The organism is Micromonospora arborensis (genome assembly GCF_003205615.1).
Classification (GTDB): domain Bacteria; phylum Actinomycetota; class Actinomycetes; order Mycobacteriales; family Micromonosporaceae; genus Micromonospora; species Micromonospora arborensis.
On record NZ_PYBV01000036.1, the window covers coordinates 34,174 to 60,580 of the forward strand.

Annotated in this window: 25 protein-coding genes; 13 read left to right on the forward strand and 12 right to left on the reverse strand. The window is 70.7% G+C overall.

Annotation, left to right across the window (positions count from 1 at the left end; translation table 11 throughout):
* Positions 1 to 350: 350 nt before the first annotated feature.
* Positions 351 to 1,370 (reverse strand): phosphotransferase family protein, encoded by a 1,020-nt coding sequence (locus tag C7C45_RS25630; protein ID WP_110566268.1) that lies wholly within the window; start codon positions 1,368 to 1,370, stop codon positions 351 to 353.
* Entirely contained in the window at positions 1,367 to 2,440 is a 1,074-nt protein-coding gene (locus C7C45_RS25635) for a LacI family DNA-binding transcriptional regulator (RefSeq protein WP_110566269.1), read from the reverse strand. Before C7C45_RS25635 ends, C7C45_RS25630 begins: the two co-directional genes overlap by 4 nt.
* Positions 2,441 to 2,533: 93 nt before the next feature.
* On the opposite strand from C7C45_RS25635, the gene C7C45_RS25640 reads away from it, so the two are divergent.
* From C7C45_RS25640 to C7C45_RS25675, 8 genes are all read left to right on the forward strand, one after another.
* Positions 2,534 to 3,253, forward strand: a complete 720-nt coding sequence (locus C7C45_RS25640; RefSeq protein ID WP_110566270.1) for a cupin domain-containing protein — start codon at positions 2,534 to 2,536, stop codon at positions 3,251 to 3,253.
* Between the two features lie 167 nt (positions 3,254 to 3,420).
* Positions 3,421 to 4,338 carry an ABC transporter permease gene (locus C7C45_RS25645; protein ID WP_244200564.1) on the forward strand — a complete coding sequence of 306 codons (918 nt, stop codon included), beginning with the start codon at positions 3,421 to 3,423 and terminating at the stop codon, positions 4,336 to 4,338.
* Positions 4,339 to 4,361: 23 nt separating this feature from the next.
* Positions 4,362 to 5,366 (forward strand): ABC transporter substrate-binding protein, encoded by a 1,005-nt coding sequence (locus C7C45_RS25650; protein WP_110566404.1) that lies wholly within the window; start codon positions 4,362 to 4,364, stop codon positions 5,364 to 5,366.
* A gap of 43 nt (positions 5,367 to 5,409) precedes the next feature.
* Complete coding sequence (locus tag C7C45_RS25655; RefSeq protein WP_425271173.1) at positions 5,410 to 6,165, forward strand: ABC transporter ATP-binding protein; 756 nt, start codon at positions 5,410 to 5,412, stop codon at positions 6,163 to 6,165.
* 38 nt (positions 6,166 to 6,203) lie between these two features.
* Positions 6,204 to 7,355 carry a Gfo/Idh/MocA family protein gene (locus C7C45_RS25660; protein ID WP_110566272.1) on the forward strand — a complete coding sequence of 384 codons (1,152 nt, stop codon included), beginning with the start codon at positions 6,204 to 6,206 and terminating at the stop codon, positions 7,353 to 7,355.
* A complete protein-coding gene (locus tag C7C45_RS25665) occupies positions 7,352 to 8,503 on the forward strand; it encodes a dihydrodipicolinate synthase family protein (RefSeq protein ID WP_110566273.1) in 1,152 nt (383 codons plus the stop codon). Before C7C45_RS25660 ends, C7C45_RS25665 begins: the two co-directional genes overlap by 4 nt.
* A gap of 5 nt (positions 8,504 to 8,508) precedes the next feature.
* On the forward strand, positions 8,509 to 9,306 hold the full coding sequence (locus C7C45_RS25670) for a sugar phosphate isomerase/epimerase family protein (protein WP_110566405.1): 798 nt from the start codon (positions 8,509 to 8,511) through the stop codon (positions 9,304 to 9,306).
* Positions 9,299 to 10,504: a purine-cytosine permease family protein gene (locus C7C45_RS25675; protein WP_146247408.1), complete on the forward strand. Its 1,206-nt coding sequence runs from the start codon at positions 9,299 to 9,301 to the stop codon at positions 10,502 to 10,504. The genes C7C45_RS25670 and C7C45_RS25675 overlap by 8 nt, the downstream gene beginning before the upstream one ends.
* Here the strand turns inward: C7C45_RS25675 and C7C45_RS25680 are convergent.
* The 3 genes from C7C45_RS25680 to C7C45_RS25690 form a co-directional block, all read right to left on the reverse strand.
* Positions 10,501 to 11,226, reverse strand: coding sequence for a PP2C family protein-serine/threonine phosphatase (locus tag C7C45_RS25680; RefSeq protein ID WP_110566275.1), 726 nt, complete (start codon positions 11,224 to 11,226; stop codon positions 10,501 to 10,503). The two genes, C7C45_RS25675 and C7C45_RS25680, sit on opposite strands and share 4 nt — an antisense overlap.
* A complete protein-coding gene (locus C7C45_RS25685) occupies positions 11,223 to 12,035 on the reverse strand; it encodes a GntR family transcriptional regulator (RefSeq protein ID WP_341866508.1) in 813 nt (270 codons plus the stop codon). Before C7C45_RS25685 ends, C7C45_RS25680 begins: the two co-directional genes overlap by 4 nt.
* Positions 12,036 to 12,130: 95 nt before the next feature.
* Positions 12,131 to 12,637, reverse strand: a complete 507-nt coding sequence (locus tag C7C45_RS25690) for a hypothetical protein (protein WP_110566276.1) — start codon at positions 12,635 to 12,637, stop codon at positions 12,131 to 12,133.
* A gap of 175 nt (positions 12,638 to 12,812) precedes the next feature.
* Here C7C45_RS25690 and C7C45_RS25695 point away from each other — a divergent pair, with 175 nt between their 5' ends.
* On the forward strand, positions 12,813 to 13,628 hold the full coding sequence (locus C7C45_RS25695) for an ABC transporter ATP-binding protein (protein WP_110566277.1): 816 nt from the start codon (positions 12,813 to 12,815) through the stop codon (positions 13,626 to 13,628).
* 210 nt (positions 13,629 to 13,838) lie between these two features.
* Here the strand turns inward: C7C45_RS25695 and C7C45_RS25700 are convergent, their stop codons facing one another.
* A complete protein-coding gene (locus tag C7C45_RS25700; protein WP_208641328.1) occupies positions 13,839 to 14,357 on the reverse strand; it encodes a hypothetical protein in 519 nt (172 codons plus the stop codon).
* On the reverse strand, positions 14,344 to 14,781 hold the full coding sequence (locus C7C45_RS25705) for a MarR family winged helix-turn-helix transcriptional regulator (protein WP_110566278.1): 438 nt from the start codon (positions 14,779 to 14,781) through the stop codon (positions 14,344 to 14,346). Before C7C45_RS25705 ends, C7C45_RS25700 begins: the two co-directional genes overlap by 14 nt.
* Before the next feature lie 83 nt (positions 14,782 to 14,864).
* Between C7C45_RS25705 and C7C45_RS25710 the strand changes: the two genes are divergently transcribed.
* Together C7C45_RS25710 and C7C45_RS35570 are read left to right on the forward strand one after the other, a co-directional pair.
* Positions 14,865 to 16,187 (forward strand): GNAT family N-acetyltransferase, encoded by a 1,323-nt coding sequence (locus C7C45_RS25710; protein WP_110566279.1) that lies wholly within the window; start codon positions 14,865 to 14,867, stop codon positions 16,185 to 16,187.
* Between the two features lie 234 nt (positions 16,188 to 16,421).
* The gene (locus C7C45_RS35570) at positions 16,422 to 19,544 is read left to right on the forward strand and encodes a S8 family serine peptidase (protein WP_110566280.1); all 3,123 of its coding nucleotides are present in this window, start codon (positions 16,422 to 16,424) and stop codon (positions 19,542 to 19,544) included.
* Between the two features lie 361 nt (positions 19,545 to 19,905).
* On the opposite strand, the gene C7C45_RS25725 is transcribed toward C7C45_RS35570, so the two are convergent.
* Positions 19,906 to 20,166: a type 1 glutamine amidotransferase family protein gene (locus C7C45_RS25725; protein WP_110566281.1), complete on the reverse strand. Its 261-nt coding sequence runs from the start codon at positions 20,164 to 20,166 to the stop codon at positions 19,906 to 19,908.
* A 157-nt stretch (positions 20,167 to 20,323) separates the two neighbouring features.
* On the opposite strand from C7C45_RS25725, the gene C7C45_RS25730 reads away from it, so the two are divergent.
* The gene (locus tag C7C45_RS25730) at positions 20,324 to 21,145 is read left to right on the forward strand and encodes an SAM-dependent methyltransferase (protein WP_244200565.1); all 822 of its coding nucleotides are present in this window, start codon (positions 20,324 to 20,326) and stop codon (positions 21,143 to 21,145) included.
* A gap of 137 nt (positions 21,146 to 21,282) precedes the next feature.
* Here C7C45_RS25730 and C7C45_RS25735 read toward each other — a convergent pair whose 3' ends face one another.
* Both C7C45_RS25735 and C7C45_RS25740 read right to left on the reverse strand, forming a co-directional pair.
* The gene (locus tag C7C45_RS25735) at positions 21,283 to 21,726 is read right to left on the reverse strand and encodes a hypothetical protein (protein ID WP_146247409.1); all 444 of its coding nucleotides are present in this window, start codon (positions 21,724 to 21,726) and stop codon (positions 21,283 to 21,285) included.
* Between the two features lie 212 nt (positions 21,727 to 21,938).
* A complete protein-coding gene (locus tag C7C45_RS25740) occupies positions 21,939 to 22,907 on the reverse strand; it encodes a LysR family transcriptional regulator (RefSeq protein ID WP_167454829.1) in 969 nt (322 codons plus the stop codon).
* Between the two features lie 121 nt (positions 22,908 to 23,028).
* Between C7C45_RS25740 and C7C45_RS25745 the strand changes: the two genes are divergently transcribed.
* A complete protein-coding gene (locus C7C45_RS25745) occupies positions 23,029 to 24,276 on the forward strand; it encodes an MFS transporter (protein WP_110566285.1) in 1,248 nt (415 codons plus the stop codon).
* Positions 24,277 to 24,378: 102 nt separating this feature from the next.
* Here the strand turns inward: C7C45_RS25745 and C7C45_RS25750 are convergent, their stop codons facing one another.
* The gene (locus tag C7C45_RS25750) at positions 24,379 to 25,530 is read right to left on the reverse strand and encodes a S8 family peptidase (protein ID WP_167454830.1); all 1,152 of its coding nucleotides are present in this window, start codon (positions 25,528 to 25,530) and stop codon (positions 24,379 to 24,381) included.
* A gap of 38 nt (positions 25,531 to 25,568) precedes the next feature.
* Positions 25,569 to 26,246: a hypothetical protein gene (locus C7C45_RS25755; protein ID WP_110566287.1), complete on the reverse strand. Its 678-nt coding sequence runs from the start codon at positions 26,244 to 26,246 to the stop codon at positions 25,569 to 25,571.
* Positions 26,247 to 26,407 lie beyond the last annotated feature (161 nt).

The window sequence follows — 26,407 nt, forward strand, 5'->3', positions numbered from 1 at the left end:
AGACGCGAGTGAGCCGGGCTCCCGCCGACATGTCCCGTGCTGCCTGTCGAGCTGCCCCAGACGTGGGGCAATCAGGATCGTGGCCGGCCTGCCCGATGTGCGTGGCCGGCCTGCCCGATGTGCGTGGCCGGTCTGTCTGGTGTGCGTGGCCGGTCTGTCTGATGTGCGCCGCCGGTCTCCGGTGAGCGACCGGTGTGATCGCCGACCGAGCGGTCTGCCCCACTGCTGGGGCAGCTCTACAGGCACTCACCGGTACACCCCACCCGCCAGCCGTGGTCCGCCGCCCGTTGGCGCGCCCGGTCAGAACTCCTGGTACATCACGTGCAGGCCAACCCGGCCGGGCAACAGGTTCAGTCGCCGGCGAGTGCGGCCAGCTCCGACTCCAGCAGCGCCGCGAGCCGGGCGTGCCGCTGTGGGTGGCTCTGCGCGGTCATGCCGCGGCTGGGCATCTCGACGGTCATCAGCAGGTACAGGTGCAACCGGTAGAGACCGAGCCGCCAGCGCGCGGACGCGTCCAGCACCACCGGCTCGACGGCAGCGGCCCGGTAGCCGCGCAGCAGAGGTTGCTCCGGGTCGTCCTCGACGCGTCGGAACAGCACCGGCGAAACCAGATCCAGCAGCGGATCGCCGTAGAGGAACCGTTCCCCGTCCACCAGCCCGCACAGCCGCAACCGGCCGTCCGCGTCGGGCGCGGCCAGCACGTTGCCGTCCCAGCAGTCGAAGTGCAGCAGGGCCGGGCGGCGCACCTCGTCCAACACGTCGGCGTGCGACCCCACCAGCGCGTGCAGGCGCTCCCGGGGCACGGGCAGCCGGACGTTCCACTCGGTCGCGTCGGCCAGCAGCGCGTCGAGCATCGCCGTGAACGCCGCCCGCCAGGTCGACCCGTCGGCCCGGTCGCCGTCGTACCCGAACCGGTCGCCGGTCACCCGATGCAGCGCGGCGAGGGCCACCCCGAGGTCGTACCGTGCCGGGCCGTCGTCGACCACGACACCGGCCTCAGCCAGCTCGTGCAGCGACCGGCCGGGCAGCAGCGCGGTGACCAACCACTCGCCGTACGCCGGGTCGGTGCCGTGATGCAACACCGGGGGTACGGGCACCTGCGGCGCATGGTCGGCGACGAGTCGGAAGTATCGGGCCTCGGCGGCGCAGAGTCCTCGTTCGTAGCGCAGCAGCGGCGTCCCGGCCGGTGGGGCCAGCTTCAGCACCACCCGGCTGTCGTCGTCGAGCAGCGCCCACCAGACCGTCGCGTACCCGCCGCCGGTCAGCGGACCGGTGTCGCGGACCCGGGTGTGCGACCCGAACGACGCACGGAGCAGGTACGCCACGTCGTCGCTCGTGATCCGACGCTGCGTCGGGCTGACCACGGTCACGGGGCGGCGTCACCTCTTCGCGCGCGCGGCACCGAGCCGGCCGAGGCACGGGCGGAGTGGGGGACGGGACCGGTGGTGTCGCGGCGGACCAGCTCGGCGGGGAGCACCTCGACCCGGGGTATCGGTGCCCCGGCGCCGAGCACCAGGGACATCGCCCGCACTCCCATGTCGACAAGCGGCAGCCGCACGGTGGTCAGCGCCGGGGTCACGTCCCGGGCGATCGGCATGTCGTCGAAGCCCACCACGGAGACCTGTTGCGGCACGGCCAGCGAACGGGCCCGCAGGGTGGCGAGCGCGCCGATGGCCATCGAGTCGTTGAGCGCCGCGATCGCGGTCAGCTCCGGGTCGGCGTCGAGCAGTCGGGCGGTCGCCTCGGCCCCGCCGTCGCGGTCGAACTCGGCGTACCGGATCCGCCGCTCGGGCAGGTCGCGGCCCTGCTCGCTGAGGGCCTGCCGGAGGCCGGCCAGCCGGTCGGTCGTGGTGGTGAGGATGCGCGGGCCGGCGACCACGCCGATCGCCCGGTGCCCCAGCCCGCACAGCTCCCGCCCGGCGAGGTAACCGCCGGCCCGGTTGTCGGGCATCACCGCGTCGCCGGAGTGCTCGTGCCGACCGATCACCGCGACCCGCCCGCCGGTCGCCTCGTACGCGGCGAGCTTCTCGTTGAGCTGCCGGGTGAACGCCTCGTCGTGGTAGCCGGAGCCGGCCAGGATCAGGGCGGCCACCTGGTGACCACGCAGCAGCTCCACGTACTCCAGCTCACGGTCCGGATCGCGGTAGCTGTTGCAGATCATCAGGAGCCGGCCCTGGTCGGTGGCGACGCGTTGCAGGCCACGGGTGATCTCGGCGAAGTACGGGTCGGAAACGTCGTGCACGATCACGCCGACCGCGCTGCGGTGCGAGCGGGCCAGCAGTTGGGCGTGCGCGTTCGGCACGTACTGCAGCTCGGCGACCGCGGCGAGCACCCGCTCGCGCAGCTCGTCGGTGACCGGCTTGCTGCTGCCGTTGATCACGCGGGAGGCGGTGGCGGGTGAGACGCCCGCGCGGCGGGCCACATCGGACAGGGTCGCCATGGCCCGCCCCCTCGGTCTGTTGACGGCGTTTCATCGTGCCGGCTAGCGTCACGGTACCGCAGAGAAAGCCCTTTCCCGCAGGGAGGCCCGGCCGTGTCGAATCGCTTCGCCGCCCCGCTGCCCGGCGGCATCGGGGTCTCCCGGTTGCGCGTCTACGACACCGTCGCCCCGGACGGTCTGGTGGGCGGCACCCCGCACCTGCACCTCTGCTGCACCGAGGGTTACCTGGTGACCGACGGCGAGGGCGCGGTGCAGACCCTGACCACCGCCGGTTTCCGGGAGACTCCGCTGCGGCCGGGCGCCGTGGTCTGGTTCGAGCCGGGCACCGTGCACCGCCTGATCAACGGCGGCGGTCTGACCATTGTGGTGCTCATGCAGAACAGCGGTCTACCCGAGGCCGGCGACGCGGTGCTGACGTTCCCGCCCGACGTGCTTGCTGATCCGGCCGCGTACGCGGCCGCGGCGGCGCTGCCCGACGGGGGAGCGCCGGGTGCGGACGTGCGCTGCGCGTACCGCAGGAGGGACCTTGCGGTGACCGGCTTCCAGGCGCTGCGCTCTGGTGGCCCGGCGGCGCTTGCCGCGTTCCATGCCGCCGCGATCGCGCTGCGTCAGCCGCTGCTGGCGCGGTGGCGGCAGCGGTGGGAGGCCGGCGCGGGCCGTGCCGCCGCCGGCACCGGCGAGCAGCTCGATGCCCTAGAACGGGGGGATCCCGGTCACCTGGGCGAGGCGGGGGTGTACGCGGTGGACGAGCCGATCGAGCGGGGTCGGCTGGGCATGTGCGGCCTGCTCGACACCTATCCGGCGGCCGGCTGACCGTCCACAGAATACGGCCGTCGAGCTCGACAGGCATCGGTGGAAACAGATAGAGGAAAGCCCTTGCCTGGTGTTGGTGGGCCGCCTACGCTCCTGGAAAGCGTTTGCCTGATCCGCCGACCGGCTCCCTTCCCCGAAGGCCGGGCCGGGCCCCGAGGAGGTTCCGCGTGACCGAGAACGCTCTGGACACGGCGGGCCGACGGGCCGGATCGCCGGCCACCGGCGGTGTCGGACCGTCCCCTGTGGCTGGACTGCCACCCGGCAGCGGTGGCCGCCCTCCTCGCCCGACGCTCGGCCGCCGCGCGGCGACCTTCGCCGACTCGCTCTGGCGCCCGGCGCTGGTGCTCGCGGCCTTCGTCGCGGCGTGGTGGTTCGTGGCCGCCCGGGAGTACGTCCCCAACTACCTGGTGCCCACGCCCGGCCAGGTCTGGGAGACGATGACCGGTCAGTGGTCCGAGTTGGCCCGACACACAGTGGTCACCCTCTACGAGACGGTTTTCGGCTTCGTGCTGGCCGCCGCGTTGGGTCTGGCCACCGCCGTCGCCATCGCCTACTCGCGCACCCTGGACAAGGCGCTCTATCCGATCGTGCTGTTCGCACAGGTCATCCCGAAGATCGCTATCGCACCGCTGCTGGTGGTCTGGTTCGGTCTCGGCCTCACCCCGAAGATCATCCTGGCGGTGCTCATCGCGTTCTTCCCGGTGGTCATCTCCGGCGTGGCCGGGCTGCGCTCCACCGACCCGGAGCTGCTCGACCTCGCCGCCACGATGGGCGCTGGTCCGTGGCGCACCTTCCGCAAGATCCGTTTCCCGAACGCGTTGCCGCACCTGATGGCCGGCCTGAAGGTGGCCGTCACCCTCGCGGTGGTCGGTGCCGTGGTCGGTGAGTTCGTCGGTGCCAGCGAAGGGCTCGGCTACGTCCTGTTGCTGGCCAACGGCAATCTCGACGCCCCGCTGCTGTTCGCCGACCTGATCCTGATGTCCGCCATCGGCATCGTCCTGTTCGTCCTGGTCGAGATCGCCGAGGCACTGCTCATCCCGTGGCACGCCAGCCGTCGAGCCGGCGTGTCACTCACCACCTCCTGACCGACCCCATCACGGAGGCACCGATGAAACGCACCGCCACCACCATCCTGGCCACCGCCGCACTGCTCCTCGCCGCCACCGGCTGCGGTGGGGACGACTCCGCCGGCAAGACCGGCGCCGACGGCAGTAAGCAGGTCACCCTCACCCTCAACTGGGTGCCCTACGGCGAGCACGCGCCGTTCTACTACGGCCTGCAGAAGGGCTACTACTCGGCCGAGGGCATCGACCTGAAGATCCTGCCGGGCAACGGCTCGGGCAACACGGTCAAGCAGGTCGCCCAGAAGCAGACCGACTTCGGCTGGGCGGACAGCCCGGTGCTGCTCAAGTCGGTGGCCAGCGGGATGCCGGTACGCAGCCTCGGCGCGTACCTGGAGAAGGGCCCCTCCTCGGTGGAGTTCTTCACCGAGGAGAACATCAAGACCCCGGCGGACCTCAAGGGCAAGACCGTCGGCGGCACCCCCGGCGACGCGCTCTACGCGACCTTCCCGGCCTGGCTGGAGAAGAACGGCCTCAAGAAGGACGACGTCAAGGTGGTCAACGTGGACGCCGCCGGCAAGATCGCCGCCCTGGCCGAGGGCAAGGTCGACGCCATCATGGGCTTCTTCCACGACCAGGCGCCCACCATCGAGAGCAAGACCGGCAAGAAGGTCGACGTGCTGCTCTTCGCCGACTACGGGATGAACCTGCTCGGCACCGGCCTGATCGCCAACACCCAGACCCTGCAGAAGGACCCGGAGCTGGCCCGCAAGTTCGTCCGGGCCACCCAGAAGTCCTGGGCTGACGCCGCGCGCGACCCGGCCGGCGCGGTGAGCGCGATGGTCACGCTCGCCGAGAACGAGCCCGCCCCCGAGGTGCTCACCAAGCAGCTCACCCTCAACCTCCCGCTGCTCGGCGGCGAGGGCCCGCCCGGAGTGAACACCGAGGCCCAGTGGACCGAGACCATCGACCTGATGTCCCGCTACGCGGAGCTGAAGGACCCGGGCGCGCCGAACGCGTACTGGGACTCCTCGTACGCGGCCCAGGGGTGACCCGGTGACCGCCGCGCCGGCCGACACCGGCACCGCCATCGGGATGTCCGGGGTGACCGTCCGATTCACCTCCCGACGGTCGCAGACCACCGCGCTGGACGACGTGTCGCTGGACATCGAGCCGGGTGAGTTCGTCACGATCGTCGGCCCGTCCGGCTGCGGCAAGTCCACCCTGCTGAAGATCATCGCGGGGTTGGTCACACCGACCAGCGGCGCGGTGTCGTTGCGGCGACGCCCGGTGCGCGGCCCGCAGAAGGAGATCGGCTTCGTCTTCCAGAAGGCCGCGTTGCTGGAGTGGCGCGGCGCGCGCGCCAACATCCTGCTCCAGGCCGAGATGCGGGGCATGGACCGGGCGCTGGCGGCCCGCCGGGCGGACGAGCTGATCGAGATGACCGGGCTGACCGGCTTCGAGAAGGCGCTGCCCCACGAGTTGTCCGGCGGCATGCAGCAGCGGGTGGCGCTCTGCCGTGCGCTGCTGCACTCCCCGCCGGTGCTGCTCATGGACGAACCGTTCGGCGCCCTGGACGCGCTGACCCGGGAGCAGATGAACGCCGAACTGCACCGGATCTGGCGGGAGACCGACACCACTGTCGTGCTGGTCACCCACTCCATCGCGGAGGCGGTCTTCCTCGGCACCCGGGTCGTCGTGATGAGCGCCCGGCCCGGCCGGATCATCCGCACCTTCCCGGTCGAGTTGCCGGCGCACCGCGACTACGCGCAGGTGATGTCGGATTCCCGGTTCGACCGGCTCGCCACCGACCTGCGTGGGTTGCTCGGCAGCGCGGCCGCCAACCACTGAGCGCGAATCGGCACGACCAGCACGACGGAAGGAACACCATGACCCGCAGGTCGATCGGCATCATCGTCAACGGAGTGACCGGGAGGATGGGTTACCGGCAGCATCTCGTCCGCTCGCTGCTGGCCATCCGTGAATCCGGCGGTGTGACGGTGGCCGACGGCACGACCATCTGGCCGGAACCGGTCCTGGTCGGGCGCAACGAGACGAAGCTCCGGGAGATCGCCGAACGGCACGGGCTGAGCGACTGGACGACCGACCTGACCTCGGCGCTGGCCCGCGACGACGTCGAGATCTACTTCGACGCCCTGGTCACCCGGCAGCGGGAGAAGGCAATCCGGCAGGCCATCGAGGCCGGCAAGCACATCTACACGGAGAAGCCACTGGCCGAGGACACCGCGGCGGCGCTCGACCTGGCCCGGGCGGCAGACGCGGCCGGCGTACGCACCGGCGTCGTGCAGGACAAGCTGTTCCTGCCCGGTCTGCGCAAACTCAAGCGCCTCGTCGACGGCGGCTTCTTCGGCCGGATTCTCTCGGTGCGCGGCGAGTTCGGCTACTGGGTGTTCGAGGGCGACTGGCAGCCCGCGCAGCGTCCGTCGTGGAACTACCGAGCGGAGGACGGCGGCGGCATCGTGGTCGACATGTTCCCGCACTGGCACTACGTCCTGGAGGAGCTGTTCGGTCGGGTCAACGCGGTCTCCTGCGTGACCGCCACCCATGTGCCGGAGCGGGTCGACGAGGCCGGTCAGGTGTATCAGGCCACCGCCGACGACGCCGCGTACGCCGTCTTCGAACTCGACGGCGGGGTGATTGCGCAGATCAACTCGGCCTGGAGTGTGCGGGTGTACCGCGACGAGTTGGTGGAGTTCCAGGTCGACGGCACCGAGGGCAGCGCGGTGGCCGGGTTGCGCAACTGCCGGATCCAGCATCGGGCGGTCACTCCGAAGCCGGTGTGGAACCCGGACCTGCCGGCCACCGAGGACTTCCGGGCCCAGTGGGCCGAGGTGCCCGACAACGAGGAGTTCGACAACGGCTTCAAGGTGCAGTGGGAGGCGTACCTGCGGCACGTCGTGGCCGGTGAGCCGTTCCGGTGGGACTTCCTGGCCGGCGCCCGCGGCGTGCAACTCGCCGAGTTGGGGTTGCGCTCGGCCCGCGAGGGCGGTCGCATCGAGGTGCCGGAGCTGCGTTCATGACCGCCGAGGTCGTGCTGCCGGGCGGGCGGCGGTACCGGCTGGCCTCAGGGAGCGGGTTCGCCCGGCCGGCCGCACCCGCGACCAGCCGGATCGCGTACGCCGCCGCGCACGTGGTCGCCGACCCGGGGGCGGAGAACGTGCCGGGCGCACCGGCGGCGGTGGACTGGGACACCACGCTCGCGTTTCGGCGGCACCTCTGGTCGTACGGGCTGGGGGTCGCCGAGGCGATGGACACCGCCCAGCGGGGGATGGGGCTGGACTATCCGGCCACCCGCGAGTTGATCCGCCGCAGCGCCGCCGAGGCTCGCGCGGTGGGTGGGCGGATCGTCGCCGGTGTCGGCACCGATCAGCTACCGCCCGGCCCGGCCACCCTGGCCGCGGTCCGGGCCGCGTACGCCGAGCAGCTCGACGACGTACACGCGGTCGGCGCCCAGCCGGTGCTGATGTGCAGCCGGCACCTGGCCGCCGCCGCCCGCGGCCCGGAGGACTACCTGCGGGTGTACGACGAGCTGCTGACCGCCGCCGAAGGGCCGGTGGTGCTGCACTGGCTGGGCCCGATGTTCGACCCGGCGTTGACCGGCTACTGGGGTGCGGTCGACCTGGACCTGGCCGCCGACACGGTCATCGAGCTGATCAAGGCACACCAGTCCAGGGTGGACGGCATCAAGGTGTCGCTGCTCGACGCCGGCCGTGAGGTGGCGCTGCGCCGTCGACTACCAGCCGGGGTACGCCTCTACACCGGCGACGACTTCCACTACCCGGAGCTGATCCGGGGTGACGAGGTGGGTCACTCCGACGCGCTGCTCGGGGTGTTCGCGGCCATCGCGCCGGCCGCCGCCGCGGCGCTGGCCGCCCTCGACCGGGGCGACCGGGCGGCGTACGACGAGATCTTCGCGCCCACGGTGCCGCTGGCCCGGCACCTGTTCGCGGCACCGACGTGGCACTACAAGACGGGGATCGTGTTCCTGGCCTGGCTGGCCGGGCACCAGGACCACTTCACGATGGTCGGCGGCGCGCAGTCCGGCCGTTCTCCGGCGCACCTGGCGACCCTGCTCACCCTGGCCGACGCGGCCGGGCTGCTGCCCGACGCCGATCTGGCCGCGGCCCGCGCCCGGGCGCTGTTCACCGTCGCGGGTGTATCGCAGTGACCGGGCTGCGCCGGTTCTCGTTCAACCAGGCGACCGCCCAGCGGTGGCCGCTGCCCGACGCGGTGGCCGGCTGTGTGGCTGCCGGCGTACCGGGCATCGGGTTGTGGCGGGAGCCCGTCGCCGAGCATGGCCTGGCCCGGTCGGCGAAGCTGGTCCGCGACGCCGGCCTCGCCGTCACCTCGCTGTGTCGCGGCGGCTTCTTCGCGGCCGACGACTGGCGTGCGGAAAATCTGCGCGCCATCGAGGAGGCAGCCACGCTCGGCGCACCGGAGCTGGTGCTGGTCTCCGGAGGGTTGCCGCCCGGCAGCCGGGACATCGACGGCGCCCGTCGTCAGGTCGCCGACGCGATCGGTGAGTTGGCCCCGCACGCGGCGGCAGCCGGGGTGCGCCTGGCGATCGAGCCACTGCACCCGATGTTCGCCGCCGACCGGTGCGTGATCGCCACCCTGGGTCAGGCGCTGGACATCGCCGAGCTGTTCGAGCCGACCGTCGTCGGGGTGGTGGTCGACGCGTACCACGTGTGGTGGGACGACACGGTGTACGCGCAGATCGAGCGGGCCGGCCCACGGATCGCCGCATTCCAGGTCTGTGACTGGGTGACGCCGCTGCCGGAGGGGGTGCTGCTCGGCCGGGCGCTGCCCGGCGACGGCTGCATCGAGCTGCGTCGGCTGCGCGAGGCGGTGGACGCGGCCGGGTACGTCGGCCCGATCGAGGTGGAGGTCTTCTCCGCAGAGGTGTGGGCGCGTCCCGGTGCGGAGGTGCTGGACGCGGCGATCGCCGGCTACCTGGGCCACGTTGTCTGACCGTCGCCTCGACGTCGGCCCGAGCCGGTCCTCCGTGGACCTGGCCGGTGGGCGGCGATGGCCGGCGGCGGTCGGCGCCTGGCTGGGTATCGGCACCGCGCCAGCCACCCTGGTTCTGGGCGCGGCGATGGCTGCCCGCCACGGTGGCGCGGTGCCGGTGGCCGGGCTGCTGGTCGGCGCGGCACTCATGGCGGCGCTGCTCTGGGGGCAGGGCCGGATCGGTCTGCGCCGGCCGCTCGGCGACGGTGGGACGCTGACCGCGGTGCTGCCCGCGTACCTGGGCACCACGTCGCGCCTGCTGCTGGCGGGTGTGCTGACCGTGTCGATGATCGGCTGGAACGGGTTCAACGTCGGGCTCGGCGGGGCCTCCCTGGCCGCGTTGACGCACCTGCCGGGCTGGGCCGGACCGGCCCTGCTGGAGGTCGCGGTCCTCGCCGTCTCGTGGGGGCCGGCCCGGCTCGGCAACCGGGTCGCGATCTTCACCACGCTGAGCGCGGTGGTGCTGGTCGGCTGGTGCCTGACCGTGCTGCCGCCACCCGCCGCACCGGTCCGCCTCGCCGGCGGCGGGCTCGCCGACGCCGCCGCGTTGATCGGGTACGCGGCCGTGTTCGCGCTGCGCGCACCGGACTTCAGCGTCGGCCTGGCCCGGCGGCGGGACCTGGCCTGGTGCGTGGGGCTGCTGATCGGTCCCGCGCTGCTCGGTGTGCTCGCCGGCGCCGGCCTGTGGCTGCGCACCGGCTCGGCCGACGTGGTCGCGCTGCTAGCCAGCGGCTCGGGGCTGGCCGCGTACGCGAATCTGTTCGTCGCGGTGGCGGTCTTCGCCGCGGCGCTGACCACCACGTACTCCGGGGCGTTGGCGGTGCGCGGCCTGGCACCGCGGGTGCCGGCCCGTGCGGCGATGCTCGCCGTCGCGGTGCTCGGCGGGATGCTGGCGGTGGCGCGCTTCGACCGCCTGGTGCTGCCCTGGCTCACCCTGCTGGCCGCCGCGCTGCCCGTGCTGGTGGTGCCGATGGCGACCGAGGCCGCCGCCCGTCGACGCGGTCGTGCGCCGCGGACCGTGCCCGCCTGGTGCTGGGTGCCGCCGGCGCTGCTGGCGGTCGGCTGCACGCTCGCCGGGGTCGGCGTCGCGCCGCTGCTCGGGCTGGCCCTCGCCGGGGCGTGCACCCTGCTCTGGCGGCGTCGCGGAGTCGGCGTCTAGCGCTGGGTCACGTCAAGCACGATGACGGTGACGTTGTCGTGCCCGCCCTGGTCCACCGCCAGGTCGATGAGCTGGTCGGCAACTTCTCCGGGACTCTTGTCGGATGCGAGCGTGGCCCGTATCCGCTCGTGGGGCACGTAGGAGCTCAGACCGTCAGAGCACAACAGGATTCGGTCACCGGGAGAGAGTTGGAGAGGCGTCAGGTCGGGCGATCGGCCGTCGTTTCGGCCATCGAGGCAGCGGGTCAGCCTCTCGCCCAGACCCGGCACCTTCGCGGCGTTGGCGACGAGATGTTCGTAGTTGTGATCCTCGCTGATCTGAAGCATCGCGTTGTCGCGGGAGCCGTGGCGTCGGATCAGGTAGGCGCGGGAGTCCCCGACGTTCGCCACGACCGCCTCGCCGCCGGAGCACAGCAGAGCGACCAACGTGGTTCCCATCCCGGCCAGCTCCGGGTCCGCGCGGACTTTCCGGCGTAACGCCTCGCTCGCCTCGTTTATCGCCCGTCCCATGAAGCTGGCAAGATCCTTCGCTTGGACCGGACGGTCATACGCCGCCAAGGCGTTTGTCACCGTGCTGCTGGCGATGTCACCGGCGACGTGGCCGCCGAGGCCGTCCGCGACGACATAGAGCCACTGCCCTTGGTGGTGGGAGTCCTCGTTCCGTCTACGGACGAGGCCCTGGTGAGTTCGGCTGGCGGCCTCGACAGTGAGGGTGACGGTCATGAGTCACCTCTCGATCCGGCGTCAGGCCACGGCTGCTGGGCGTTCTCGGCACGGTGCAGGACGTGGACCGTCTCGACCCGGTCGCTCGCCACGACGTACTCGGTCACCTCGACCGGATTGTTGTCGGCACCCGAGGTGCCGACCCGAACGATCTCCAGTACGGGCAGGTTGGTGGGGATCTCCAAGAGGGCGGCTTCGTCCTTGCTGGGCATCCGGGCTCGGTGAATCTCCATCCAACTGATGGGCCAGTGGCCAGCCTTTTCGATGTGGTGCAGCCACTCGCCCGCAGCGGGGTTCGCGTCCAGGTTGGCAACGATGTCGGCGACACGCGGATGAATCCACGACACGTTGATCTGGAATGGGGCTTCGGACGCGGGCCCGGTGACCCGAAACCGGCGAAGCACCTCGGTGCCCGGGTCTACGCCGAGAAGCTTGGCGACGCGGGGATTGTCCAGCCGGGCCGGCGCGCTGACGGCCTCGCCGTGGCGAACCCAAACCTCCTGGCTGCTCGCCGAGGGGAACGAGTATCCGGTTGCTTGCTCGTTGCGCTTGACCAGGTCACCACGTGGTCGACGGGGGCGCATGGTGCCGTAGCGAACAGCGATGCCCCGCCCTTGGACGGCCCACAGATAGCCCTCTGTCTCAAGAAGGGCGATGGCCCGACCGACGGTGTCGCGGTTGGCGTCGTACTCGGCAGCGAGGTCGTTGAGAGTCGGAAGCCGTGCGCCCGGCAACCATTCTCCGGCTTCGATCCGCTCTCGAATCATGGACGCGATGTCGAGGTAGCGCGAGTGCACCGGCACGCCCACACCCTTCCCGATTGTCCCATGACAATCCTTGACTCTGGGTCAGATTGTCCCCACACTCGCGCCCGGTTGGCGACACCGAATGCAGGTGAGCTGAATCAGTAGCCCGGTTCGTCGCCCGCGGCCAGCCGGGCCGCTGCCTCGGCGGGCGTGTCGTCGTAGCCGGGCCGAGCCAGGAGCACCGATTGGAAGAAGCGGCCCTGCTCGTCGTCCGGGTCGTCTTCCTCGCTGAACGGCCGCCACAGCGCGAGGTGCAGCTTTCGCGCGGTGAACCCGTCGTCGTCCTCGTTCGGCACGATGTCGATATGGCGACGGAGGCGCTCCACGACCTCCAGCGCCGGCAGCCCGAAGACATCGACGTCGCGGTAGCGCACCACGTCCTGCTCGTGCGGACGCCACACCTCGATCGCGTTGACCCGGCCCCGCGTCGGCCCGACCCCGAACCCCACGCTGAACCCCAGCCCGCTCGGCAGATGCAGGACCAGTTCGCCATGGACGGTCGGCGTCAGCCGGCCCAGCGTTTCGAGCGCCCCACGGGCCTCGTCGATCGTCATGCCGAGCGAAAGCGGACCCACCCCGCGCGGTGGGTCGAGCACGAACTCCATCCGCTGATCATCGCAGCCCGCTCATGGGCGTACGCAATCGGACCAGTCGGCACAACTCCTCAGACAAGCAGAGGAGTATGATCATGGCCGTGGACTGGGACCTGGTCCTGCTCGGGCAGACGTCAGCGCAGTGGCCAAGGTCCTCCTCGCTCCTCTCACTTCAGGAGGACCCCCCGTGACGGACGCCGTCCTGAAGTTGGAAGACGTCACCTTCCGTCGTGGCCAAGACCTCATCATCCGCGGCCTCAGCCTGACGGTCCACCGAGGCGAGCACTGGGCGCTCCTGGGCCCGAACGGCGCTGGCAAGAGCACGCTGCTCAATTTCTGCGGAGCGTGGGCCCATCCCACTTCCGGTGTCGTCAGTGTGCTGGGGCGGCGACTCGGGCGCGTGGAGCTGCAGGCGCTGCGGCGCGACATCGGCCACGTCGATCCCCGCCACCCGCTGCGGTCGCCGCTCTCGGTGCGCGAGGTCGTCCTGACCGGCATCACCGGCACGATCGAGACGCCCATGCGCTGGACGCCCGCCGCGGAACAGGTCGAGAAGGCCGACTCGCTCATCGCCTCGGTCGGCCTGGCTCACCGCCGCACAGCGGCGTGGCCCGTCCTGTCTCAAGGAGAACGAGGGCGCGTCCTTATCGCCCGCGCCCTGGCCGGTGACCCGCGGCTGCTCCTGCTCGACGAGCCGACCACGGGTCTCGACGTCGCCGCCCGCGAGCAACTTCTGGAGACGATCGCGCACGTGGTCAGCGCGACTCCCGACCTTGCGTCGGTCATCGTCACCCATCATCTGGAGGAGCTGCCGGCGACGACCACGCACGCGCTGCTCATCTCCGAGGGTCTCGCCGTTGCCAGCGGTCGCGCCGAAGCCGCCATCACCTCCGATGCGATCTCCCGTGCCTTCAAGCACCCCATCGACGTCCAGCGCACCGAGGGGCGATGGCACGCGAGAGCACGTGCGTCAGGTGTGCGACTGGGCCACGTCGCCCATTAACGCTCAGCCGGGTGACGCCCAGGTGAAGGCCGCCGCCCGTCGGCGCGGTCGTACTTCGTACCGTGGCGGCCTGGTGTGGGGTGCCGCCGGTGTTGCTGGCGGTGGTCCGCACGCTCGCCGGGGCGGGCGTCGCCCCACTGCTCGGACTGGCCCTGGCCGAGGCGTGCGCGGTGCTCTGGCAACGCCGAGGGAGCGCGGACCGGGCGGCTCCTAACGGGTGGCGTGCGGGCCGTGGTCGCTGACCTGGGCGTCGAACCAGTGGTGCAGGGCATCGCGAAGCTCGTTGTCGTCGGTGGTGTAGGTGACGCGCGCGCCGCCGGGGATGGTTCCGTACTCGATGGTGATGCGGCCGCCGTGTGCCCGAAGCGTTGCCAGGCCGGGCATCCCGGTGCCGTGGATGCGGGCGGGATCGCTGAAGTCGCCGCGCCGGAACCGCTCGACCTCTGCGGTCAGATGTCGTTGGACAAGGGAGATCTGGGTGGTGTCCCGAGGGTCGTCGGCGACGACGGTCTGCACGCCGCCGGTGTCGGTCCTGGTGAAACGGTGCGTGGTGCGGTCCAGGTCGAACGGCATGACTGACGCGCCTCGCTCGGCGACGTCGGCCTGTCGGCTGGAGGTGGGCGTTGTCGACGGTGTGGAGTCGTCGGCGCAGCCGCCGCTCAGCGCGGCGACAGCGACGGCCGTCAGGAGCAGGGCCCGATGGGAACGAGGGCGGTCAGAACGGTTCACCGGTGGCCTCCGCGAGGGTCTGGAGCGCATGCACCACTGCCGTGCGCTGGTCGTCGGGGACGCGATCGAGCAGGGCGCTGAGCCGGTCCCGGCGGGCGTCGGCCTGCCGGGCGGCGGCAGTGGTGCCGGCGGCAGTCAGCAGAAGCAGAACACCACGCCCGTCACCCTCGGCTGTCTCTCGGTGCACCCAGCCCCGGTTGACCAGGTTGGTGACCAGGCGGCTGACGCTGCTCTTCTCCAGCCGCAGCCGGCGAGCCAACTCCACCTGCCGGATCTGCCCCTCTCGGGCGATCTCCACCATGGCGTGCGCCTCCGACACCGGCAGTGGCTGCCCGCAGGGGGTCCGGTCGGGCTGATGGAGGCCGAAGTTGCGGACGAACCGCATCAGGGCCTCCTGCGCCGCGTCGAGTTCACCAGCCTGCATGGTTCGACGGTACAACCGGATGGTTCGACTGTGCAACCATTGTGGAGAACGGGCTCGCATCGGATTCCTGCGGAGGACAAGACATGACAACGGCAAGCGACCGTTACGTGGTCCGGCCCGGCCGAGCCAGCGACGCCGCTGAACTCGCCCGACTGCACGCCTCGGTCCAGCTTCAGGCGGTGACCGGCGGCCAGCCGCACCCCGGCATCGCTGCCTGGGTGGAGGACCTGCTGGATGGTCATCCCTCTGTCGTGCCCGACGACTTCCTGGTTGCCGAGGACTCGGCCACCGGCCGCCCGGTGGCAAGTCTGGTGGGGTTGCGGCAGCACTGGAGCCTTGCCGGGGTGCGGCTGCCGGTTGCCCAGGTCGAGCTGGTCGGTACGGCACCGGAGCACCGCGGAAACCGGCTCACCGAACGGATGTTCGCCGCACTGCACCAGCGGTACGCGGCAGATGGCGTGCCGGTGCAGGTGATCGAGGGGATCCCGTACTTCTATCGGCGGCTCGGCTACGAGTACGCCCTGGCGAACGACGGTGCTCCGACGGTGCCCGCCGCCGCGCTGCTGGCCATCGAGCACGATCGCTCCGCCAGCCTGACGGTCCGCCCGGCCACCGTCGCCGACGCGGACGCGCTCGCCGGCATCGACCGACGGCTCGCCGACGGCGATGCCCTGGTCTGCCCGAGAGACGCCGGGGTGTGGCGGTACGAGATCGCCGGTCGCCGTCCGGCGGATCTCGCCCGGCGCGTGGTCACCGTGCTGGTCCAGGGCGGCGACGTGTGTGGTTATCTGGTGCACGGTTCCCGGCTCTCCGCCGCCGGTGAGCTGAACGTGTTCGCCGCCGCAGTCGACCAGCCGGCCGACTGGCCGCAGGCCGCCGCCGCCATGCACACGCACCTCACTCACGCTGGCCGGCGGTACGAGGCGTCGGCGGAAGGGCCGTTCACGGCGGTGCGGCCCATCCTCGGCCCGGAGCACCCACTGGTTCGGCTCAGCCCGGCCGGCGTACCGAGGCGGCCCAGAGGCTGGTACGTCCGCTCCGGTGATCCGGCCGACCTGCTTGCCCGGCTGCGACCGCTGCTGCGGGCACGCTGGCAGGCAGCCGACCTGCGCTGGCACGAGCCGACGATGACCATCGACATGTACGGCCGCGCCGCCCGACTCGAGTTCACCGACGGCAGACTGACTGACGTGATCGGCGTGCGTGGCGCCGTCAGCCCGTCCACCGAACCTGGAACCCATGCCGCCATCCCACCGGGCGCCCTGCTCCAGTTGGCCCTCGGTCACCGCACCCTGCCCGAGGTGTTGCACACCTGGCCAGACTGCCTCCTGGGCGACCGTCGTACCGAGCAGTTCTTGACAGCGGCCTTTCCCCGGGTGCCGGTCCAGGTCTGGCCCCGCAACTGACCGCACCTGCGGGTATCCCTACCCGCGGGTATCCGTACCCGCGCACCCTGCCTGGGCAGCGCCTGAGCAACATGATCTAGTCGCGGCTGGCAGAACATGATCTTATACGCACCAGCGATCCGTAACAGTTCGCGAACCTCCGATTAACCGTCGGCGGCTTAGGTGGGGGTGCGCTCCCATCAGCGGATCGTGATCGAAGAACAGCTCCACAAGGGAGCACTTGAAAGGAGCCTCGTGGCTACTAGCACGAGCGGAAACAGGCTGCGAAGACTGGCGGTACCGACGCTGGTCTTCGCCCTGGTCACCGGCAGCACCGGTGTCGCGGGAGCGGCGTCGGCGGCCCCCGTCGGGCCGTCGGGTAACGGCAGCGGTGCGGCCGGCTACTTCACCCCTGGGAACGACAAGAAGGTCACCCTGACCGACGGGACCGACCGTCGACCCGCCGGGAAGGACTCGGCCAGCCAGCGGTCCACGACCGACGAGAGCGGCTCTGGCCAGTACATCGTCGAACTGGCCGGGGACCCGCTGACCTCGTATGCCGGCGGAGTGTCCGGGCTTGAGCGAACCCGCCCGGAGTCGGGCAACCGCCTGGACGTGACTTCGGCACCATCGCGGGCTTACCGCGGACACCTCGACGCACAGCGGAACGCCGTGGCTGCCGCCGTCGGCGTGAAGATCATCACGTCGTACTCGACTGCCTTCAACGGGTTCTCGGCACAGCTGACCGCCCAGCAGGTGACCACCTTGAAGGCGGACAAGCGCGTCCGCGCCGTCACCGCCTCGCGGATGCTCGGCACCCGGTCGGCGTCGCCCCTCGCGACCACCACGACCGCTGCTGCGCCGTCCGCGACCACCCCGAACGACTCGCAGGCACCCTCGACCGCGGCCGATCAGTCGGCCGCGACGGGCCTCGCCGCCAAGCCGGCCAAGCCGGCCAAGCCTGGCGAGCCAGCCAAGCCTGGCGCCAGCACGGGTGCGGGGACGGTGATCGGCGTTCTGGACAGCGGCATCTGGCCGGAGAGCGCGTCGTTCGCCAAGAAGATGCCCGCTCCCGCGACCTGGCACGGCACCTGCCAGACCGGCGTGGCGTTCGTGGCCGAGCACTGCAACGGCAAGATCGTCGGCGCCCGGTACTTCGCGGATTCGCTGCTCGCGGGCGGCGGCTCGCTGCCCGAGGGCGAGGTTCTCTCCGCCCGTGACATGGTCGGGCACGGCACCCACACCGCGTCCACGGCGGCGGGTCTGCCGTTGTCGAACGTCACGATCGACGGTCGCCGCTTCGGCCCCATCTCCGGCGTGGCGCCGGACGCTCAGATCGCCGTCTACAAGGTGCTCTGGGGCGGCGCGGGCTCCGACGCCGACATCATCGCCGGCATCGACGCGGCTGTCGCCGACGGTGTGCAGGTCCTGAACTACTCGATCGGCAGCGATCTCGGCGACTGGGAAGCCAACACCCCCATCGGCATCGCCTTCCTCAACGCCACGCTGGCGGGAGTCTTCGTGGCGGCGTCGGCCGGCAACACCGGCATCGTGAGCGGGGCGATCAGCAACGCGGCACCCTGGGTGACCACGGTCGGCGCGGCGGTGACGAACCTCGACGAGGCGACCGTCAAGCTGGGCGACGGCACGAAGCTCGTCGGCGGCTCACTGGACGCGCTGCCCGGTGGCGACTCGCGGCCGATGGTCTTCGGCGAGCAGGCCGGATCGCTGGATCTGGGCGCCGTGTACTGCGCACCAGGCAGCCTCGACCCTGCCAAGATCAAGGGCAGGGTGGTCGCCTGCGCGTTGGACAACATGTTCAACTCTGCCGCCGAGATCAAGGCCAAGGGCGGGGCGGCGATGGTGGTGTTCGACCCCGTCGGCAACTACCGGATCAACTCGATCTTCAACTTCCCGGTCGTCTACCTGCCGACCGAGAAGCAGGCCGGCACGCTGTTCAACTACCTGATGCGCCACCCCACCGACGCGAAGGTGTCGCTGCGCACCGGCGGTGACGGCTCCAGCGTCCCCGGCGTACCCAGCGTCGCGGACTTCTCCTCCACCGGACCGGACAAGGTGACCCTCGGCGTCTTCAAGCCGGACCTGGTCGCGCCGGGCGCGGACATCATCGCCGCGGTCTCGCCAGCAGGCAACTTCGGGCGGCAGTACGACGCGTACTCGGGCACCTCGATGGCCTCGCCGTACGTGGCCGGCGCGGCCGCGGTTCTGCGGGCCTCGCACCCGAACTGGTCACCGGGCGCCGTCGCCTCCGCATTGCGGACCACCGCCACCGACACGGTCGGCACCAGCAGCCCTCTGGAGCAGGGCAGCGGATTCATCAACCTGGCCGGGGCCAACGACCCGGGTCTGGTCATCGAGCCCACGGCGGCGGAGCTGACCGCCTTCAGCGAGACGGCGGAACCGGACGGCAAGGAGCTCAACCTGCCGGCCATCTCGTTGCGGGAGTACGACGGAACCCGGCCGGTGACGCTCACCCGCACCCTGACCAACGTGGGCAAGGCGCGGGAGACCTACCGCTCGTCGGTGTCCGGCCTCGCCGGCATGAAGGTCACCGTGGCGCCGGAATCGGTGACGCTGGAGCCGGGTCGGTCCGCGAAGGTGACCATCACCCTGCGCCGGGGCAACGCACCCTGGGACCGGTACGTGACCGGATCGATCGGCTGGCACGGCAAGGCTCACAGCGCCCGGATTCCGGTCGCCGCCCGCCCATGGGGAATCGCGCCCCGACCGTACGCCGACGACGGCGAGGAATACGCCCGGATGGCCAACGGTGCGTCCGGCTCGCTCCAGCCCGGCTTCACCGGACCACTCACCGGTCGCAGCACCGGTTACACGCCGATGCAGCGGAAGTCGTACTCGATGCCGGCTGGCGTCGACGGCGGCGTGTTCGACCCGGGCGCCACCGGAGTGAAGAAGGTCGACTTCACGGTGCCGGCGAACACCGCCGGCATCATTGTCGAAACCAGCACCGACGACCCGAACACGAACCTCGACCTCTACCTGTACAAGGGCGACAAGCTGATCTACAGCAGCGACAGGTACTGGACCAGCGCGGAGCAGGCGTACAAGTTCCTGCCCGAGCCGGGGCGCTACACCGCGTACGTGTTCGCACAGTATTCCGGTGGCCCGGTCGTCGACTTCCAGCTGAGCCACGCCATCATCGGCCGTAACGCCAAGTACTCGGCCGCCACGCTGACGCTTCCATCCACGGCGGAGCGCGGTGCGACGCAAGGATTCACGCTGAAGCCGAAGAAGCCGCTGCCCGAGGGCGACTTCTGGGCCTACACCGAGCTGAGCACCAACGGCACGGTCATTCCTGGCAACCTCGTCAACACGCAGCAGAGCGCCTGGGAGTAACCGGTATTGGCGGTGGGGCGGTGCCGATGGGCACCGCCCCACCGTCGTTCCAGCGGTCAGGTGACCGTGATGATCAGGTTGATCGAGCGGGTCTCCCCGCTGCTGTAGGTGGTCGTCACCCGGGCGGTGCCGCTGCCCGGACTGGCCGCGAGGGACAGCGTCCCGCCGGGCTCCTGCTTGACGCCGGCCCCGTTGAACCGCAGCCAGTCCAGCGAGAGCAGGTCCGGGGTGCCGCCGACCTGTGCGCTGTTGACGAACTTCGCGTACAGGGTGGTGGTGCCGGCGGGTTTGTTGGTCAGCGTGACGGTGGGGGAGACCAGGTTGTCCCACCCGCCGGTCGAGCCGATGGTGGCCCTACCGATCAGGGCACGCCGCCGGCCGCGCCGCCGTCGGTGTACTGCGCGGTGACCACGGTGGCGACGACCTCGAAGTTGTGGGCGGTGCCGAGCTGCTGGATCGCGGCGACACCGGCCGGGATCGAGTCGTGGTAGAAGTTTGTGACCTTGGAGAAGAGCAACACCCGGAAGCGGGGGGCGGCCTCGGCGGGCAGGGCGGTGGTGGTGCTCACCACGGTGGCGACGGCGAGCAGGGCGAGGCAGATCGCGCGGAGGAATCGGGGCATGGGGGCGCTCCCTGTCGGACGGTGAGGGTCGGAAAGCGCTTTCTCGCTGCCCGCATCACGGTACTGACAGCCAGTGATGATCGCCAATAGCTGGTGTGGGGCCACCACATCGGCGTTCTTCCCCTACGATCGGTGGCGGTCGACCTGGGGAGGTCACTTGACGACACCATCACCTTCGGACCGGATCGACACCAGCGTCGTGCACCCGGCTCGCCGCTACAACTATTGGCTGGGCGGCAAGGACAATTTCGCCGTCGACCGCGAGTCCGGCGACCAGATCGCCGCCGTCTACCCGGGCGTGCGTACCCTCGCACGGGAAAACCGGGCCTTCCTCGGCCGGGCGGTTCGGTTTCTCGCCGAGGAGGCCGGCGTGCGGCAGTTCCTCGACATCGGCACCGGCATCCCGAGCGCCGACAACACCCACGAGGTCGCCCAGTCCGTCGCCGCCGACTCCCGCGTGGTCTACGTCGACAACGACCCGATGGTGCTGGTCCACGCCCGAGCGTTGCTGACCAGCGACCCGGCCGGCGCCACCGCCTACCTGGACGCGGACCTGCGCGATCCGGAGCGGATCCTCGCCGACCCGCAGTTGCACACCACACTGGACCTGTCCCGGCCGGTGGCCCTGGTCCTGGTCGCCGTGACGCACTTCCTCACCGACGACGACCGCCCACACGAACACGTCGCCCGGCTGCTCGACGCGCTGCCGTCGGGCAGTTGGCTGGCGCTGACCCACTTCACCACCGATTACATCCCCACCGAGATCGTCGAGCGGATGGAGGCCGAGTTTGCCTCCGGCCGGATGAAGCAGGACGCCGTACCTCGCGATCGCGCCGAGTTCGCCCGCTTCTTCACCGGCCTGGAGCTGGCCGAGCCGGGCATCGTGCCGGTCACCGAGTGGCGGCCGCAGGTGCCACCGGAGCAGCGGCCGTCCCTGGCCGACGCCTCCATCTACGGCGCGGTGGCCCGCAAGCCCTGACCAGTTGCGCAGGCCAGGGCTCGCGCGGCGCCGGCTTGCCGATCGAGGACTTCGTCGGTGCTGGAGCGGCCTGCCCAGCCCGCCGGGATACTGGTCATCCGCCTATGTCGATGACGCTGTGTCGGACGCCGAGTTGGTCACTGCTCTGACCACGTCAACTCGGCCTTCGCAGCTTGCCGGAACAGACGTGTGTGGTCTGCGATAACCTCATAGACCCGCTGGCCCTCAGGCGTGCCGTGCCAGAGACAGTGGCCGAGTTTGTTCGCGAGATCGTCTGCCGCGGTGCTGAGCTCGTCCGAACAAATCAACGTAAGTTGCTTGTGGCGAGACCACAGTTGTTTGGCGACGTGGGCTTTCTCCGTGTCGGAAAGGGATTCGCGGCTGCCGGCTGCCACTTCGGTCTCTTGGGCGGCCTCCAGGAAGGCGTCAACGGCGGTCTTCCGTTCGCCGCGTAGAGCTGCACGGCGCTGGAGTCGCTCGCGGGATTCCGCCGCGCTGGCAGCCACTCGTTGGCCAGCGATCGTTCCGATCATCCCAATGACGGTTCCGGCCAAGGTTCCAACCACCGCGATCCAGCCCATACCCATCTCCTTCGTACGGTAGTAAATCGCTCCCGCTCGGCGGTGAAGATCATCAACGCCTGCTGGGAAGAGCAGGGACGTCTACGCAGCTGTCCACTGTGGGCCGGCTACTCGGCGGCCCCCTGGGGATCGAAGAACCCATGCTACGAGTGTCGGTTCCGTAACCGCCGAGATCCATCACCGACCCACAGGCGCGGTGCGGTAATTGACCGTCAAGGTCGGTGGTGTTCGACGGCTTCCTCGCGGCGTCGTGGCGTCGTCGCCCAGGAGGGACGCCAGGTAGTCGCGGGCAGCGGTGCCAGGCTCGCGAAATGGTCGATGATCGCGCGGAGCCCGGGGTGTGGATTCGCTCGGGGAAGGATCAGCGAGAGCGGGTACGCGAGCGTCGGACTCACGATCGGGATGCGGCGTAGGTCGTGGTTCGTCGGCCAGATGTACCGGTCGCGCGAGCCGACGAGCGTTGCCACGTCGGCGGAGTCCGCGAGGATGTCGAGGAGCACCTCGTTGCCGAAGTTCGGGCCCGCCGCGTCGATGCGGAGGTCGAAGTCGGTGGCGAGCTGATCGTAGAAGTCCGCCCATTCGCTGTGCGGCGCGATGCCCGGCACCCAGATCCGGTGCCGGCGCAGTTGGGCTGGCGTCAGCGTTCGTGCGGAGGCGAGCGGGTGCCTCGGGCCGACGAGCAGCTCCGTCGGGGAGTCGAACGCGTGGATCATGCGCACGTCGCGTGGCAGTGCGGCCGGGTCGGTGACCGAGCGGAACGAGGCGTCGATGTCACCCGCCTGGACGGCGGCGACCGCCGCGCGTGGGTCGTTGACCCGGAGGGTCACCACGTCGAGGTCGGTTTCGGGATGCGAGCGCCAGTAGTCGTGCAGGACGACGGCCTGTGCGGTTCGTAGGCCGAGGACGTCGATCCGAAGGGTCCGCGAGCCTGGTCTGATCGCGGCCATGCCGCGATCGACGCCCGCGACGACGTCCCGGGCGTGCGGGAGGAGAGCCTGGCCGTCGAGTGTCAGCTCGACCCCTCGGGCGGTACGGGTGAACAGCCGGACGCCGAGGTCGCGCTCCAGGGTGGCGATCCGCTTCGACACGGCCTGTTGCGTCACGCCGAGCTCGTCGGCCGCGTGTTGCAACTGCCCGAGCTCGGCCGCTCGGACGAACGATCGCAGCGCCTCGGTATCCACCGGGCCATTATGCAGATGCACAACCAATGGTTGTGGCTCGCCGGGGATGAGGTTGTTCGATCCCGTGCCGGTGCGTGCGGTGGGATGCGGACCCGAACGTCGGTTGTCACGGGGGAGTCGCATGCGCGTGGGGTTGGGGCGCAACTTCGGTTGGCTGTGGTCGGCCTACGCCGTCAGCACGTACGGCACGTGGATCGCCTTCGGCGCGTTCCCGCTGATCGCGGTCCGGGTGCTGGACTCGTCGGCATTCGCCGTGTCGCTCCTGGAGGCGGCCGGGCTCGCCGTCGCCGCGATTGTCGCCTTCTCGCTGGGGCCGTGGGTGGAGCACCGCGCCAAGCGCCCGGTGATGGTCGCGATGGACCTGATCCGGTTCGCCGCGATGGCGAGTGTCCCGATCGCGTACGTTCTCGGCTCGCTGTCCTACGGCCAACTGCTGGTTGTCTCGGTCGTCTCCGGAACCGCGAGCATCGCCTTCGCCGCCGCGTCCGGCGCGTACCTGAAGTTTCTCGTCCGTGGTGAGCAACTCCTCGTGGCGAACGGCAGACTCGAGGGCACGAACTGGGTGGCGACCGCAGCGGGCCCGCCACTCGGCGGTGCCCTCATCGGGTTGCTCGGCCCGGTCGTCACGATCATGGCCGACGCCCTGAGCTACCTGCTGTCCGCGCTCGGGGTCCTCCGCATCCGCGGCGGTGACGTCGCCGCACCCCGCGACCGGGTCACCAGGCTGAGCGGGGCAGACCTTCTCGACGGCTGGCGGTTCATCCTGCGCGACCCCGTACTGAAGGGCCTGTTCCTCAACTCGGTCCTGGTCGGCGGCCTCATCATGGCCACCGCCCCGCTCCTGGCCGTCCTCCTGCTGGGGCAGTACCACTTTCCGGCCTGGCAGTACGGTCTCGCGTTCGGCATCCCCGCGGTCGGCGGTTTCGTGGGCGCCCGCCTGTCCGCTCGGCTCGTGACCCGCTACGGCCGGCACCGGGTCATGACCAGCACCGGCTGGCTGCGGTCGTTCTTCCCGCTCGGTCTCGCGTTCATCCACCCCGGTATCCCCGGACTCGTCACCGTGATCCTCGTCGAGGGACTGCTGATCACCTGCATGGGCATCTTCAACCCGATCTACGCGACCGAACGCCTGCAACGCACTCCCGCGAACCACACCGCCCGGATCCTCAGCACCTGGAGTGCCGCCGGCAAACTCCTGCAGGCCGCCCTGATGGTCGTCTGGGGCATTCTCGCCACCCTCACCAGCCCGCTCGCCGCGATCACCACCTCCGGCGTACTTCTGCTCGCCACCCCTCTCCTGCTGCCCAGGCGGATGCACTGTCGCGTTCCCGAGCCGGTCGCGGCGGCCGAGGACGTCCGGGTCGCATGATTCCCTCCACGCCCCGCGGCCACCGCCGGGACCGCGTGGGCGGTTCCGGCGGCGCCGACCCGGGCACCACGCTCACGGTGGTGCCGGTTGTTCCGGTACGCGTCAGATCGCGGCGGGAACGGACGACTGCGTCCGGCGTCGGGCCCGACGGCCACTGCGCACCATCAGGAACCCGCCCAGCGTCATGGCCAGCGCGACCAGGGCGAGGATGCCGGCCACGACCAGGTAGGACGCGTCCAGTGGCTGGCCGACCAGACGCGGCGTGCCGTCGTTGCCCGGGCCGAAGTGCCCGCCGGCGTTCTCCGCGCCCACCAGGGTCAGCGGTTGTGGTGCGACCTTGGCGGCAGCCCGTAGTGCCTTGGCCGCGTTGATCACGCCGTACCCGGTGCTCGGGTCGTGCCGGTTGGGATGCGATGCGGTGGCCTGCAGCAACTCGGCCACCTGACGCGGCGCGAGCTTCGGGTACTTGGCCACGATGAGCGCGGCGACCCCCGCGGTCAGCGCGCCCGCCTGCGAGGTGCCCTGCCCCGAGACCCGACCGGTCCCGTTGAACTTGGCGCCCCAGATCTGCACACCGGGCGCGGCCACGTCGACGTACGAGTGCACACTGGAGAACGGGGCACGGCCACCGCCCGGGGTGCTCGCGGCCACGCCGATCACTCCGGGGTAGCTGACCGGGTAGCTGACCCGGTTGTCCTTGTTCCCCTCGTTGCCGGCGGAGGCGACCACCACGACTCCCTTGGCGAGCGCGTACTGGACAGCGTCCATCTCAGCGGGGTCGTACGCGCTGAACGGGGTGTCCGAGCCCAACGACAGCGAGATGACCCGCGCCCCGTTGTCGGTCGCGTGGCGGATGGCGTTGGCGACGGAGCCCGCCTCATTCTTGCTCGGTGCTTCGTGGAGCCCTTGTTCCCAGGTCCTGTAGTCCGGATCCTCTTTGTCCCGGATCGCGCGCAACCCGAGTACCTTCGCGCCGGGTGCGACGTCCAGCACGTTGGAGGCCATGATCGTGCCGTGTAAGCCGTACCAGGGTTCCTTCTGGTCGGTCTCGCCAAGGAAGTCTGGCCCCTCGGTGGCTCGCCCGCCCAACACCTGGTGCTTGGTGCGGATCCCGCTGTCGATCACGGCGACGGTGACTCCCTCGCCACGGCTGAGGGCGTGGGCGGCCGAGACCGACATCGCGTCGAGTTCCCAGCCTCGTCCGGCGGCCTGCGCGGGCGCTCCGGCCGCCAGCAACACCGCACCGACACTCATGCTGGCGACGGTCCGCGCCGTCACCCGATACCACCGGCTCATCGTCCGTCCACCGCTTTGTCGAAGGAGTGCGAGAACGCGAACAGCAGGTCGGTGGAGAGGCTCTGGTACACCAGGCTCTCCGGCTGCCCACTGGACTTCCACTCGCCGGGCAGGTTGCCGTACCGGCGGTCGGGGTCGGTCGGACCGACGGTGATCGCCGCCAGGTACGGGCCGAAGAGGGTGGGGCTCATGGTGCCACCGCCGTGACCGAGGCTGGTCCGCCAGCCCGCGGCGGCCGTCTTCGGCACCGCGACCGGGACGACCATCGGTCCCGGGTGATCCGCCACCACGGAGAGGCCGGACCGTTCGATCGTGCGGGCCTGGTCGTTCGATCCGAGTACGCAGAGTGCGACGGTGGCCGCCGCCTCGCCTCCGGCGTCCACATACGTCGCCCGCAGCACGGTCGTGCAGCCATTCTCGACCGCGACGCTGGCGAGTCGCGGCATCAGCGCCTTCTTACAGTCGCTGTCCTTGACGATGCCCTGGCGAACCCAACCAGGTGCCTGCTGCCCGCCGGTTGACGGCTCGCGCAGCAGGTCCGGGAAGATCTCGTCGGTACGCAGGTTGTGCCACGCCGCCGGGATGAAGGCGTCGTTTCCGGTCTGGATCCGGTGGTTCTTCACTGCGGCGAAGGCCAGGCCGCCAGCGGCCAGCAGCGGAAGAACCCCGAACACGATCGTCAGCGTTCCGAGGATCCGGCGCTTGCGGCCGCTACGCCCACCCTCCGCGTTGGGCGTTGCGGGCTGCGGTGCCGGTGTCGGCGGCATCGCCGGTGGTTGGTAAGGCGAGGGTGGGGTGAGGGGCGCGGGCGAAGCCGGGTAGGCGGGAGGGGCCG

Bases quoted from the DNA above. Each gene is read 5' to 3' on its own strand.
- C7C45_RS25635 (WP_110566269.1), bottom strand. From the start codon at position 2,440: ATGGCGACCCTGTCCGATGTGGCCCGCCGCGCGGGCGTCTCACCCGCC.
- C7C45_RS25650 (WP_110566404.1), top strand. From the start codon at position 4,362: ATGAAACGCACCGCCACCACCATCCTGGCCACCGCCGCACTGCTCCTC.
- C7C45_RS25655 (WP_425271173.1), top strand. From the start codon at position 5,410: ATGTCCGGGGTGACCGTCCGATTCACCTCCCGACGGTCGCAGACCACC.
- C7C45_RS25660 (WP_110566272.1), top strand. From the start codon at position 6,204: ATGACCCGCAGGTCGATCGGCATCATCGTCAACGGAGTGACCGGGAGG.
- C7C45_RS25665 (WP_110566273.1), top strand. From the start codon at position 7,352: ATGACCGCCGAGGTCGTGCTGCCGGGCGGGCGGCGGTACCGGCTGGCC.
- C7C45_RS25680 (WP_110566275.1), bottom strand. From the start codon at position 11,226: ATGACCGTCACCCTCACTGTCGAGGCCGCCAGCCGAACTCACCAGGGC.
- C7C45_RS25690 (WP_110566276.1), bottom strand. From the start codon at position 12,637: ATGGAGTTCGTGCTCGACCCACCGCGCGGGGTGGGTCCGCTTTCGCTC.
- C7C45_RS25705 (WP_110566278.1), bottom strand. From the start codon at position 14,781: ATGCAGGCTGGTGAACTCGACGCGGCGCAGGAGGCCCTGATGCGGTTC.
- C7C45_RS25710 (WP_110566279.1), top strand. From the start codon at position 14,865: ATGACAACGGCAAGCGACCGTTACGTGGTCCGGCCCGGCCGAGCCAGC.
- C7C45_RS25725 (WP_110566281.1), bottom strand. From the start codon at position 20,166: ATGCCCCGATTCCTCCGCGCGATCTGCCTCGCCCTGCTCGCCGTCGCC.
- C7C45_RS25735 (WP_146247409.1), bottom strand. From the start codon at position 21,726: ATGGGCTGGATCGCGGTGGTTGGAACCTTGGCCGGAACCGTCATTGGG.
- C7C45_RS25745 (WP_110566285.1), top strand. From the start codon at position 23,029: ATGCGCGTGGGGTTGGGGCGCAACTTCGGTTGGCTGTGGTCGGCCTAC.
- C7C45_RS25750 (WP_167454830.1), bottom strand. From the start codon at position 25,530: ATGAGTGTCGGTGCGGTGTTGCTGGCGGCCGGAGCGCCCGCGCAGGCC.